This is a genomic window from Reyranella sp., assembly GCF_965279625.1.
Classification (GTDB): Bacteria; Pseudomonadota; Alphaproteobacteria; order Reyranellales; family Reyranellaceae; genus Reyranella.
This window is the reverse complement of record NZ_OZ257251.1, coordinates 5483299-5495619: the sequence shown is the minus strand read 5'-3', so window position 1 is coordinate 5495619 and position 12321 is coordinate 5483299. Positions and strand designations below refer to the sequence as shown.

The window sequence follows — 12321 nt, the reverse complement described above, 5'->3', positions numbered from 1 at the left end:
TGACCGCATGACAGGCAGAATTCATATCGCTCCGCCCCGCGATACGGTGGACCACGGCGCCATAGCCGATCTGGTCCGGGAATATGCAGGATCGCTCGGCTTCTCCCTCGACTACCAGGACTTCGAGACAGAACTCGCCGACCTTGGCGCAAAGTATGGCCCGCCAGGCGGTGCCCTGCTGCTTGCTCGGGTCGATGGCGAACCGGCAGGCACCGTGGCGCTCCGGCAACTCGAGCCCGGGATCGGCGAGATGAAGCGGCTCTACGTCCGGCCGGGCTTCCGCCGGGAACGCTCCGAGACCGGAAACTCGGTCGGCCGCGAGCTTGCGCTGCGAATCGTCGAGGCTGCACGCGCCTGCGGTCATCGACGTCTCAGGCTCGACACAATCGGTCCCAAAATGGAGGCAGCGATCAAGCTCTATCGGACGATGGGCTTCACAGAGATCGCGCCCTATTACCCCAGTCCGGTGCCCGGCACCGTCTACATGGAGCTGGTCCTTTGACCGATCGCTTCTACGAGGATTTCAAGGTCGGCGACCGCTTCATGAGCGGCGGCATGACGATCACCGAGGCCGCCATCATCGATTTCGCGCGACAGTGGGATCCGCAGCCCTTCCACACAGATCCCGCGTTCGCCGCAAAGTGGACGTTCGGCGGCCTGATCGCGTCCGGTCTCCACACGATGGCGGCGACGCTGCGCCTGTGGCTCGATCTCGGCATCTTCCGCGCCTGCAGCCTGGGCTCACCCGGCATCGGCGAGGTCCAGTTTCCCCGTCCCGTCCGGCCCGGCGATACGTTGCGCGTGGTGTCCGACATCGTCCAGCTCCGGCCCTCCACCTCAAAGCCGGACCGCGGCATTGCGCGGCTGCGCCAGGTCACGATCAACCAGCGCGGCGAGCAGGTCATGGAACAGGAGACGACGGTCTTCCTGAAGCGGCGCGCCGCTGCCTAGCGCCAGGCGAAGACCGGCTGCTCGTAGTGGTCGACCCGCGTGTCGCGGCCGGCCAGCGCCACTTCCCGGAACTGAAACAGCACCGCCGCCGTCGGGGCATTCACCGTGGCGACCGGCAGCGGCAGGCGGATGATCGGACGGTCGGACTCCTCGATCGCCAAGATCTCCGGCGAGCCCTCCCGGAACAGCTCCGCGCAGCCGATCCGGTAGGCCCCCGCCACTTCCGAAGGATTGGGCGTCAGCGTGACGCCGGACGCCCAGACCACCACCGGCGCGATCAGGTAGCCCGACCGGGTCGGATAATCGTCGAGCGTCCCCAGTATGTCGTCGGTGGAGGCCAGCACGCCCAACTCCTCGTGCAGCTCGCGCAGGGCGGTCTGCTCGATCGTCTCGCCGGGATCGACCCGCCCGCCCGGCAGGGCCCACTGGCCGCCATGGGCACGCAGCTTCGGCGTCCGCCGCGTCAGAAGGAACGCCGCCTCGCCGGGCTCGTCGGCTTCGGCGATGACGATGGCCACGGCCGCGCGCTTGAGCCCGCCGGCATCGATGCGGCGGCGCAGATCGAAGCGGCCAAGATGCTGCGTGACCCTGGCGCGCAAGGCCTCATCGAAGGGAATCGGGCTCACGAGCCGGCGGGTCTCCGGAACGTCCAGACCACGGCAGGCGGTATGTTGCGCCAGATCCGGGGGCCGCGCGTGCCGACGAGCCGAAGTGCCTGGGACAGGTTGCGCGGCACCGGCTGCGCCGGACCATAGGTGAATTGCACCAGGGCGCCGCCGCGCGGCAGGGCATCGAACACACCCTCCACGATACCGCGCACGACATCTGCGGGAAGCGACAGCAGCGGCAGGCTCGACACGACGGCCGACACGGTGCCGATCCCCTGCTCCGCCAAAATCCGGGGTAGCCGGGCGGCATCGCCCTCGACGATCTGCGGTCCGGCGAAATGCCGGCGTAGGAAGGAGGCGAGTTCGGGGTCGCGCTCGACCAGCGCAAGGCGCTGGGCGGGGATGCCCGCGGCGAGCAGTGCCTTGGTGACTTCGCCCGTCCCGGCGCCCAGTTCGATCACATGGCCCTCACGGCCCATCATTTCGGCGAGGGTTGTCCGGGCCATCGCCTCTGCCAGCAACCGCCCGCTCGGCACGACCGCCCCCACCGCAAACGGCCGGCGCAGCCAGCGTTTCAGGAAAAGGGCGGTGCCGGCGCGCGAGCCGAGGTCGTCACGGGTCTCGATCGGGGGCATGGCGGAACGCTAACAGACGCTTCTCCAGGTCGACAGGAAAAAGCAGCCGCTCCCTATTGCGCGGGTTGCAGGACGGGCTCCGTCGCAGGCGCCTGGGCAGGCGCCTCGAACACCGGCTCGGCATGCCGCATCTGCTCCACGGCGTTGACCATGGAGACGTAGACGGCGGCCGCGTAGGGCAGCGACTGCACGATCATGAACAGCGACCACAGGCGGGCCTCGGGATCGACGACACCGTTGCCGAACCACAGCACCGCCGCCGCAATCCACAGCAGCGCGGCCAGGATCGCCTCGCCGCGTGCCATGCCGAGCGCCATGCCCAGCGTCGCGCGTTCGTCCATTTTCGGCGTGCGCATGAAGGGCAGGCGGCTGGTCGCCAGTCCATAGATCACTGCGCGCCCGACCGTGTAGGTGAGCGCCAGGCCCGCCAGAGATGCGCCGATGCTCTGCCGGAAAGTGCAGCGCACGCGGTCGAAATACAGGCCGAACGAGTACAGCAGCTTGAAGACGAAGATGCCGATGGTCGGGGCGATGAACTCGGCCGGCGGCAGGCCGACCGGCTTCAGGCCGAACAGCGGCGGCAGGACGACCGCCAGCACCCAGGCGAGGCCCGCCCAGGTGAAGATCAGGTTCAGCGCATCGGCGAACCAGGGCAGCCAGCCGGCCACGAAATGGTATTTCTGCCAGAAGGTCAGCTTGGTATCGCCGAAGAACATCTTGCCGGCATGCGCCTTCATGATCTGCATGGCGCCGTAGGCCCAGCGGAAGCGCTGCTTCTTGTAGCCGGAGAAATGATCCGGCGTCAGGCCGTGGCCGAAGCGCTCGCGGCTGTACATGGCGCCGTAGCCTTTCTCCATCAGGCGCAGGCCGAGCTCGGTGTCTTCGGTGATGCACCAGGTCGCCCAGCCGTCCATCTCCTCCATGCAGGAGCGGCGGACCAGGGTCATCGTGCCGTGCTGGATGATGGCGTCGTACTCGTTGCGCAGACACATGCCGATGTCGAAGAAACCGGCATATTCCCAGTTCAGCATTTCCTTGAACCGGTCGCCGCGCCAGTCGCGGTGGTCCTGCGGCGCCTGAACGTAGCTTATCTTGCTATCGTCAAAATAAGGCACCAGCGCCTTCAGCCAATCCGGGCGCACCATGTAGTCGCTGTCAATGACGCCGATCACCTTGGCGTCGGGCGCGGTCTGGCTCAGCACGAAGTTGAGGGCGCCGGCCTTGAAGCCCTTCATGACGTCGAAATGGAAGAACTTGAAGCGCTCGCCGAGCTGGGCGCAGTAGTCCTGCACCGGGCGCCACACCGCGGGATCCTTGGTGTTGTTGTCGATGACGATGACTTCGAAATTGGGGTAGTCGAGCCCGGCCAGCGAATCGAGCGTCTGCATGACCATCGACGGCGGCTCGTTGCAGATCGCCAGATGCAGCGAGACTTTCGGCCAGTCGCGGTCCGCCGGCTGGCGCGCGATCATCTCGGCGGCCGGCAGCGCCTCGCGCGTCCAGCGGCCCCGCCAGATCGTCTCAGCCATCTCAAGCGCCTGCACGAGCGCCATGCCCAGGCTGGACACCAGGAAGAAGGCCAGCACCCCCCAGCCGACCATCTCGGAGGCGACCATGTAGGTGCCGGCGGCGACGGACGCACCGTAGGCCACGGCGCTCGCCGACAGGGCCACCAGGGCGCAGAAGCCCACCTGCCCCGCCATCCCGAGCCGCGGCCAGCGCCACAGAAAGATCAGCATCAGCGGCAGCGACGCCACCAGCGACCAGGCGGCGCAGGACAGCCATTGCGGGAAGGTCTCGATCGAGCCGGTCCAGGAGAATTTCGCCTCGCGGTCGGCGTTCCAGAGGCCCCAGTAGCCGCCCGCCTTGCCTTCCAGGTCGTAGGACTTCCATGGCTGGTCGACGGCCTCGACGACGAACGTGTCGATGTTCTGCGAGCGCAGCCACGCCACCATGTCACGTATGTTCTTGGCCTGCTCGGCCGGCGTCGCATACTTCACGACACCTGAACCCGGGCTGCGGCGCGCGGCGCCGTTCGACGGCCAGCCGACCTCGGTCACGATGATGTTCTTGTTCGGGTAGAGCTTGCGCAGCAGGCCGATCTTTTCCTTCACATACTCGAGCGGCGTCGAACTCGACTGCTCGTCCCAGTAGGGCAGGATGTGGACGGCGAGATAGTCGACCTCGCGCGCGAGCTCGGGATAGCGCTCCCAGATGTGCCACGGCTCGGCGGTGCTGACCGGCACCTTGACGTTGCGCTTGACGTTGCGGATCTCGCGAATGAGCTGGGCGGGGCTGGTGGCGTTGGGATCGCGCAGGTCCTTCTCGCCATCAAAGCGCAGGATGTTCTCGTTGCCGACCAGGACGCGCTCGATGTTCGGGTTCTGGTTGGCCATGCGGATCAACGCGCCGGTTTCCTCGGCATTGACTTCGCTCGACTCACGTCCGAACTGCAGCTTGGCCTCGTTGGGACTGTAGATCCAGGCGCCGGGCACCAGCTTAAGGCCGTATTTGGCGGCCAGGGCCGGCATCGAATCGCCGCCGTCGGTGGTGCGATAGGTACGGACGTAGTTGACCTTGCCGCCGAGCATCGCGAAGTCACGCTCGATCTGGTCCTTGCGCGGCTTGATCTGCGGCGTGGCGGTCTCGTTCACCGCCGTGCGCAGGAAGCTCCAGATGCCGCTGGCCTTGCCGGCGAGCGGATCCTGGTCCTTGGCCCACGGGGCGTACGTCACGCCATGCAGCGGCCCTTCCAGGTCGGCTGCCGTCACACGGCCGTCCAGCAGACGCCAACCGACCAGCGTGGCGGCGACGACGATGAGTAGAACCAAGCCCCGACGCATCATAAAGGGACAATCGCTCCGGCAAATCCGCCGGTGGTTGACGCTCGCTTCGGGATCGCGGTCGCATGTCTCCTGCGGACGACAATCGTCGACGCAAGGACCGTGCCCGGATCGACTCTTCCAGCGAGCCGACTACCACGCAGTGCGGCGGACCTCTTCGAGGTTTCCTTGCGCCCGATTTCCTCGGCTGCGACCCTTCGCAGCCGGTAAGGCGACACCGCAATCTATAGCCTGCGGCTTCGGGTACGGTAAAGAGACCCAAAGCGATGATGGCTAAAATGCCTAATTGTCGCTGGCCTTGTCGCCCGTCCTTCGCCAAAACGCCACAAACCATGACTGAACAGGACCCCGCTGCAGCGCCCGCTGCGGTCCCTCCCTCTCTTCGCGCAACCTATCGCACGGCAGATCGTTACGGCTTTCTGGAGCGCGCCGGCGCGCACCTCCGTTACGCTTGGTGGAATGCCCTCGGGGTCCCCCGCGGCACCGTCGTCATCCTCACGGGCCGGGGCGAATTCATCGAAAAATATGCCACCGAGGTGGTCGGTGACCTTTTGAAGCGCGGCTTTGCCGTGGCCGCCGTCGACTGGCGTGGCCAGGGCCTCTCGGACCGGCCGCTGCCGGATCGCGGCAAGGGACACGTCGACACCTTCACGACCTACATGGCCGACATCCGGCTGTTCCTCGAAACCGTGGTTTCACCTGACGCGCCTCGTCCGGTGCTGGCCCTCTGCCACTCGATGGGCGGCCACATCATGATGCGCGAAATGGCGGAGAACGGGACCGGTCCCTTTTCCGCCGCCCTGTTCGTGGCGCCGATGACGGCGCTCCGCCGCGAAGCCATGCTTCGGTCGGTCCTGATGATCATGCCCGAGGTGCCCGCCGTCGAGGAACGCTACCTGTTCGGAACCGGCCCCTTCGTCCTGCTGGCCCGCGAGTTCGCCTCGAACTTCGTGACCCACGACGAGCGCCGTTATCGCTTCACTGAGGACTGGTACACGGCCGATCCGCGGCTCTCGATGGGCGGTCCGACTCTCGGCTGGTCCCGGCAGGCCGTCCGGTCGATGGCCGCCGTCCAGGCCCCGGGCTATCTCGAGCGCATCGACATTCCGCTCCTCGTCATCAGCGCCGGCGAGGACCGGCTGATCGACTCCCGGTCCCATGCCCCGCTGGTGGCCCGCCTGAAGCACGGCGAGCACTTCACGATCGGCCACGCCCGTCATGAGATCATGATGGAGACCGACGAGATCCGGGCCCTGTTCTGGGAAGCGTTCGACCGGCTGGTGAAGGGTGTGCTGAGCTGATGACCGAAGTCCAGATACTGGTGATCTTCGTCGCCTTCATCTTTGCCGGCATCGCCAAGGGTGCGGTCGGCATCGGACTGCCACCGATCGCCGTGGGGCTGATGACGCTGGCCGTGCCGCTCGAAGACGCGCTGGCGATCATGACCATTCCGACGCTGGTCACCAACATCTGGCAGGCGGCCTATGGGCGCGGCCTGATGCGCCTGTTCCGCCGTTTCTGGACGCTCGCCCTGACCGCGACCGTCACGCTGATCCTCGTGGCCGCGAGCCTGGACAAGCTCGGCTCGGCCCAGGCCTCCGCCTGGCTGGGTGTCATGCTCGCTCTTTATTCAACGATCGTACTCCTGGCGTGGCGCCCGCGGGTGTCGCGCCGGGCCGAACGCTGGATGAACCCGCTGATGGGCATCGCCAGCGGCGGCGTCGCCGGCTTCACAGGCATCGCGGCGGTACCGTTCCTGCCCTACATGCAGTCGCTGGACATCGACAAGGACGACCTCGTCCAGGCGCTGGGCATCCTCTTCATCTTCCTGATCGGCTCGCTCACCTTTGCGCTGTTCCGCCAGGGCGCCTTCGACGCCACGAACGTCATTGGCGGGATTGCCGCCATCGTGCCGACTTCGATCGGCGTCTGGCTCGGCCAGAAGTCGCGCAATGCCCTGTCGCCCGAGATGTTCCGCCGGGTTTTCCTGATCGGGCTGCTGGCCCTCGGGCTGCACATGGCGCGTGGCTTGTTGTAGGGTCGGGCCATGTCACTCCCTCCCTTCAAGGTCACGATCTGCGGCATTCCCGAGCTGCCGGAGCACTGCGCCGTCGGCGTCAGCCACGTCCTGTCGATCATCGACACCCACGAGCCGCGCCCGCCCGCGCTCGACACCTACTCCGGCATCGACCACGAGCTGATCCGCTTCGATGACGTCGTGGCGGAGTATCCCGGCTTCGAGGCCTGCACGCAGGCTCATATCGAGAAGGTCCTGGCCTTCGGCGAGCGCGTCCATGCGCAGCCCGACGGGCACGTGCTCGTCCATTGTCACGCGGGTATCTCGCGCTCGACGGCGGCGGCCGCCATCCTGATGACCCAGTTCGCGCCGGGCAACGAGGAAGAGGCCTTCCTGAAGCTGCTGGACCTGCGCAAGCATGGCTGGCCCAACACCCGCATGATCGAGTTCGCCGACACGCTGCTGAAGCGCGACGGCGCCATGCTGCGCGGCCTGGTCGCCTATCGAAGGGCTCTGCTCGAGGTGAAGCCGCACCTCAAGGAAGTGGTCCGCAACATCGGTCGCGGCCACGAGATTCCGACTTAAGAGTCGTCCTGAGCCTTGGCGAAGGACCTCACATCGCGGCCAGCGGACTCTCCTGCCGGCGTCAGATCCTTCGCTCGCGCTCCAGGGCGGGGGGTACCCCGCCCGCGATGACAGAATAGAACCGTCTACCGAGCCTTCATCGGCAGGCTGGCGAGATGGGTGCCGGCATCGACGATCAGGAACTCGCCGGTGATGTTGCTGGCACTGGTCAGGAAGAACATGACGGCTTCCGCCATCTGCTCGGGCGTACCGGCCTGCCGCAGCGGGGTGTTCTGTTCCTGCCCCATCTTCATCTTGTTGTAGTTCTCCTCGCCCATGCCGCCCAGCAGCCAGCGCGTCTGGATGAAGCCCGGGCAGACCGTGTTTACCCGCACCGCCGGCGACAGCCAGCGCGCGAGCGTGAGGGTCAGGGTGTTGAGCGCGCCCTTGGAACAGGCATAGGGGATCGAGCTGCCGACTCCCATGACGCCGGCGATCGAGGAGATGTTCACGATCGAGCCGCGATCCTGGTCGCTCTCCCACTGCTTCTTCATCATCGGGTAGACGGCGCGGCTCATCATGTAGGGGCCGGTGACGTTCACCCGCAGGATGCGGTCGAAATCCTCCGGCGTGACGCCGTCGAGGTCGCCCTGGTTCTGGAACTTGGTGGTGCCGGCATTATTCACCAGACCGTCGATGCGGCCCCACTGCTTCATCGTCTCGTCGGCGAGCTTCCGGCAGTCGACGTCCTGGCCCATGTCGGCCTGGACGAGGATCGCCTCGACGCCCTTGGCCTTCACCGCCTCGTAGGTCTCGTCCGCCTCTTTCTTGCTCTTGGTGTAGTTGATCGCGACGTTCCAGCCGCGCTCCGCCAGGTCGAGCGCGCAGGAGGCGCCCAGCCCGGTCGCCGAGCCCGTCACGATTGCCACCTTGTTCGATTTCGCCATGTCGTTTCTCCCGATATCTCGCAGCACCTTTCATAGGCTAGGATCGGGGCTCAAGGCAAAGAAACGCATGTCAGGCGGGATCATGGCCGATCTGTTTTCGATGAAGAATCGCGTGGCGCTGGTGACCGGCGCCTCGCGCGGACTAGGGCGCGACATGGCGCTGGCCCTGGCGGAGGCCGGCGCCACAGTGCTCTGCGCCGGCCGCACGGTGAAAGAGCTCGATACGACGGCCCGCGCCATCGACCGCAAGGGCGGCAGGGCCCACGTCGTCACCATGGACGTGACCGACGAGGCGGACGTCGTCGCCAAGGTCCGGGCCATCGTGGCCAAGCACCGCCGCATCGATGTGCTGGTGAACAATGCCGGGATCGTGCACCGCCAGGACATCGTCGACACGGCAACAGCCGATTTCCGCAAGGTGATCGAAACTGACCTTGTCTCGCAGTTCATCGTCGCCCGCGAGGTCGGCCGTCACATGCTGGCGCGCAAGTATGGCCGCATCGTCAATATTTCGTCGGTCATGGCGGTGCTCGGCCGCGCCTCGGTCGCGGGTTACGTCTCCGCCAAGCACGGGCTGGTCGGCCTCACCAAGAACCTGGCGGCCGAGTTCGGACCGCACGTCACCGCCAACGCGATCGCACCCGGCTACATCCGGACCGAGCTCAACGTCCCCCTGCAGCAGAACAAGGAATTCAGCGACATGCTGGAACGGCGTACCGCGGCCGCGCGCTGGGGCAAGCCCGAGGACCTGCGCGGCGCGCTGCTGCTGCTCGCATCCGATGCGGGCAGCTACATCACCGGCCACACGCTGGTGGTCGATGGCGGCCTGACCACCATCCTCGCCTGATCGGACGCGCCTGACCATGACCGGCATTCCGCGCTGGGCGATGCTCCTGGCGGCCGCGGCCTTCGCGCTCTACGCCGTCGCGGTCTCGCAGGGCTGGCTGCGCGACCCGTCGCTGGCGAAGGCCGATTATGTCGGGACCATCGACGTCTCGGCCGATGACGCAAAGCTCTACCGCGCCGTCCCCTTCGAATGGCAGGTGAACAGCGCCGCCGGTAGCTTCAAGGGTAACGACACCGCGCATGTTCGTATCGACCCGTCGGGCGAACGCACCGTGATCTGCGGCTGGGTCCCGCTCGACAAGGGCGGTGCGTCGATCCGCGCCACGCGCTGGCTGAGCGAGGCGCGCCTCGCCGTGGGGGACATCAAGGTCACCGCCCTGTTCATCGCGCCGGTCGACAAGAAGCCGGGGGACGGGCTCAACGCCGGCTGCCTGCGGCTCGACGAAGGCATCAAGCCCGCCGCCGATGCGCCGCTCAGGCTCGACGGCTCTCCGGTCCGCGAATAGACCCGCTTCACCGATTGAAAGAGTAAACCATGCTGCCCAGACAAGGCGTCACCCCGGAACTGGCCCGTTTCATCGTCGACACCAAGTGGGGTGACCTTCCCGAGAAGGCCCGTCACGAAGCCAAGCGCGCCCTGCTGAACTTCTTTGCCGTGGCAATCGCGGGATGCCGCACCCAGCCGGTCGAACTGGCGCTGCGGACCCTGGGCGAATTCTCCGGCGGCCGGCAGGCCACCATAGTCGGCCGCTCAGAGCGCATCGATCCGCTGACGGCCGCCTTCCTGAATGCGGCAGGCGCCAACGTCTTCGACTATTGCGACACCCATCTGCCAACCGTGGTTCACCCGACGTCGCCGCTGGCACCCGCGCTGCTGGCCCTCTCAGAGATCCGCCACGTGACCGGCCCGGACCTCCTCCTGGCCTTCGCCCTGGGCTTCGAGATCGAATGCCGGGTGGGCGGTGCGGTCTCGCCCGGCCATTATCCCAAGGGCTGGCACATCACCTCGACCTGCGGCGTGTTCGGCTCGGCGGCGGGCGCAGCCAAGCTGCTGGACCTCGACGTCGAGCGCACCGTATGGGCGCTGGGCAGCGCCGCGACGCAGTCCGCCGGCCTGTGCGAATGCCTGGGCTGGCCTGCCAAGAGCGTCAGCGTCGGCAACGCGGCCCGCAACGGGCTGTTCTCGGCCCTGCTCGCGGAGAAGGGTTTCGCCGGCCCGCCCGAGCCGATCGCCGGCGCGCAGGGCTTCCTCGCGGCCATGGGCGAGCCGCCTAACTGGGCGGCCCTGCTCGACGGACTCGGCAAGGACTGGCAGGTCAATCACAACTCGATCAAGCCCTATGCTGCGGGCTTTGTGATCCATCCCCTGCTCGACCTGGCGCTCGACTGGCGCCGCGCCCATCCGGATGTCGCCGTCGAGCGGATCACCGTGCGCGGCAATCCCCTGCTCCTGCAACGAACGGATCGTGCGGACATCGCCACAGGGCGCGAGGCCCAGGTCAGCCTGCAGCATTGCGTGGCGGCCGCGCTCGTGCTCGGCAAGGCCGGCCTCGACCAGTTGACCGATGCCTGCGTCGCCGATCCCGCCATCAAGGCCCTGCGCGGCAAGTTCGAGTGCACGAGCGACGACCGAATCTCGACCATCGCCGCCGAAATGGACATCTGGACCATCGACGGCAAGAAGCACGCGCTTTCCACCCCGGCGGCGCGCGGCAGCTCATCGAACCCGCTGAAGGATGCCGAGATCGAGGGCAAGCTCCGCGACGAAGCAAGGCGCTGGGAGCCGGACCACGACATCCAGCCGCTGATCGACGCGGTGTGGGCGCTCGATCGCAGCGAGGATGTCTCCTCGCTGCTGGCGTTGGCGGTGCCTACTCGACGGTGACGTTGGCGGCCGCTGCGACCGCCTTCCAGGTCGCGATGTCCTTTTGGATGAAGGCCGCGAACGCTTCCGGCGAGTTCCCGACCGTCTGCATGGCCTGCTTCTCCAGCAGCTCCTTGGTGGCGGGATCTGCCAAGGCCTTCGCGATCTCGGCGTTCAGCTTCTGGATGACGGCGGGCGGCGTCTTGGCCGGCGCCAGGATGCCGTGCCAGGCCAGCGCCTCGAAGCCGGGATAGCCGCTCTCCGCGACGGTCGGCACTTCGGGCGCCACCGGCGAGCGTTCCAGGCTGGTAACGGCGAGCGCGCGCAGCTTGCCGGACTTGATGTGCGGCAGGACGCTGATCGGATCGCCGAACACGACGTTCAGCGTGCCGCTGACGAGATCGCCGACCGCCAGCGCCGTGCCGCGATAGGGCACGTGGGTCATCTTGAGTCCGGCCTTGCTGGCGAACAACTCGGCCACCAGATGGTTGGCCGCGCCGACACCGGTCGAACCGTAGTTCAGGGCGCCGGGCTTGCTCTTCGCCAGCGCCACGAACTCCTGCAGGGTTTTGGCCGACGACTCGGAATTGACGACGAGGATGTAGGGATAGGCCGTCGTCATGGTGATCGGCGCGAAGTCCTTCACCGGATCATAGGGCAGAGACTTGTAGACGGCCGGATTGATCGAGATCGGGCCGGACTGGCCGAGCAGCAGCGTGTAACCGTCAGGCTCGGCCTTGGCCACCAGGTCGGTGCCGACGATCGAGCCAGCCCCGCCCTTGTTCTCGATCACGATCGGCTGGCCGATATTCTCAGCAACCTTCTTGGCGACGATCCGCGCCACCGAATCGGCACCGCCGCCCGGCGCATAGGGCACGACGAGTTTAAGAGGCCTGGACGGAAAGTCCTGTGCCCAAACCGGACCTGCGACCATCGCAAGCACGAGCGCGCAGGCCGCGCGCCTCATCACCTTCTTCATCGTTTCCTCCATAGAACTTCATTGGCGGCATCGTTGAGAATGCCGCAGACAAGCGCTACTGAAATAT

13 protein-coding genes are annotated in these 12321 nt (G+C 66.7%); 8 read left to right on the top strand and 5 right to left on the bottom strand.

The annotated features are described in order from the left end of the window. Positions 1-7: 7 nt before the first annotated feature. Together ACQY78_RS26710 and ACQY78_RS26705 are read left to right on the top strand one after the other, a co-directional pair. Positions 8-502: a GNAT family N-acetyltransferase gene (locus tag ACQY78_RS26710; protein ID WP_428681009.1), complete on the top strand. Its 495-nt coding sequence runs from the start codon at positions 8-10 to the stop codon at positions 500-502. Continuing rightward, positions 499-951 carry a MaoC family dehydratase gene (locus ACQY78_RS26705; RefSeq protein WP_428681007.1) on the top strand — a complete coding sequence of 151 codons (453 nt, stop codon included), beginning with the start codon at positions 499-501 and terminating at the stop codon, positions 949-951. Before ACQY78_RS26710 ends, ACQY78_RS26705 begins: the two co-directional genes overlap by 4 nt. Here the strand turns inward: ACQY78_RS26705 and ACQY78_RS26700 are convergent. The 3 genes from ACQY78_RS26700 to ACQY78_RS26690 are packed head-to-tail and all read right to left on the bottom strand — an operon-like array spanning position 948 to position 5025. Further along, positions 948-1577: an NUDIX hydrolase gene (locus ACQY78_RS26700; protein ID WP_428681005.1), complete on the bottom strand. Its 630-nt coding sequence runs from the start codon at positions 1575-1577 to the stop codon at positions 948-950. The two genes, ACQY78_RS26705 and ACQY78_RS26700, sit on opposite strands and share 4 nt — an antisense overlap. Further along, positions 1574-2194 carry a class I SAM-dependent methyltransferase gene (locus ACQY78_RS26695; protein ID WP_428681003.1) on the bottom strand — a complete coding sequence of 207 codons (621 nt, stop codon included), beginning with the start codon at positions 2192-2194 and terminating at the stop codon, positions 1574-1576. The genes ACQY78_RS26700 and ACQY78_RS26695 overlap by 4 nt, the downstream gene beginning before the upstream one ends. Before the next feature lie 53 nt (positions 2195-2247). After that, positions 2248-5025, bottom strand: coding sequence for a glycosyltransferase (locus ACQY78_RS26690; RefSeq protein WP_428681001.1), 2778 nt, complete (start codon positions 5023-5025; stop codon positions 2248-2250). A gap of 344 nt (positions 5026-5369) precedes the next feature. On the opposite strand from ACQY78_RS26690, the gene ACQY78_RS26685 reads away from it, so the two are divergent. The 3 genes from ACQY78_RS26685 to ACQY78_RS26675 are packed head-to-tail and all read left to right on the top strand — an operon-like array spanning position 5370 to position 7639. Beyond that, positions 5370-6338 (top strand): alpha/beta fold hydrolase, encoded by a 969-nt coding sequence (locus ACQY78_RS26685; protein WP_428680999.1) that lies wholly within the window; start codon positions 5370-5372, stop codon positions 6336-6338. Then, positions 6338-7075 (top strand): sulfite exporter TauE/SafE family protein, encoded by a 738-nt coding sequence (locus ACQY78_RS26680; protein WP_428680997.1) that lies wholly within the window; start codon positions 6338-6340, stop codon positions 7073-7075. Before ACQY78_RS26685 ends, ACQY78_RS26680 begins: the two co-directional genes overlap by 1 nt. Before the next feature lie 9 nt (positions 7076-7084). Beyond that, positions 7085-7639: a tyrosine phosphatase family protein gene (locus tag ACQY78_RS26675; RefSeq protein WP_428680995.1), complete on the top strand. Its 555-nt coding sequence runs from the start codon at positions 7085-7087 to the stop codon at positions 7637-7639. A 125-nt stretch (positions 7640-7764) separates the two neighbouring features. Here ACQY78_RS26675 and ACQY78_RS26670 read toward each other — a convergent pair whose 3' ends face one another. Next, a complete protein-coding gene (locus ACQY78_RS26670) occupies positions 7765-8565 on the bottom strand; it encodes an SDR family NAD(P)-dependent oxidoreductase (RefSeq protein ID WP_428680993.1) in 801 nt (266 codons plus the stop codon). A gap of 82 nt (positions 8566-8647) precedes the next feature. On the opposite strand from ACQY78_RS26670, the gene ACQY78_RS26665 reads away from it, so the two are divergent. The 3 genes from ACQY78_RS26665 to ACQY78_RS26655 are packed head-to-tail and all read left to right on the top strand — an operon-like array spanning position 8648 to position 11296. Then, positions 8648-9412, top strand: a complete 765-nt coding sequence (locus ACQY78_RS26665) for an SDR family NAD(P)-dependent oxidoreductase (RefSeq protein WP_428680991.1) — start codon at positions 8648-8650, stop codon at positions 9410-9412. A 16-nt stretch (positions 9413-9428) separates the two neighbouring features. Continuing rightward, the gene (locus ACQY78_RS26660) at positions 9429-9917 is read left to right on the top strand and encodes a hypothetical protein (protein ID WP_428680989.1); all 489 of its coding nucleotides are present in this window, start codon (positions 9429-9431) and stop codon (positions 9915-9917) included. 29 nt (positions 9918-9946) lie between these two features. Continuing rightward, a complete protein-coding gene (locus ACQY78_RS26655; protein WP_428680987.1) occupies positions 9947-11296 on the top strand; it encodes an MmgE/PrpD family protein in 1350 nt (449 codons plus the stop codon). On the opposite strand, the gene ACQY78_RS26650 is transcribed toward ACQY78_RS26655, so the two are convergent. Continuing rightward, a complete protein-coding gene (locus ACQY78_RS26650) occupies positions 11283-12254 on the bottom strand; it encodes a Bug family tripartite tricarboxylate transporter substrate binding protein (protein WP_428680985.1) in 972 nt (323 codons plus the stop codon). The two genes, ACQY78_RS26655 and ACQY78_RS26650, sit on opposite strands and share 14 nt — an antisense overlap. Positions 12255-12321: the final 67 nt, after the last annotated feature.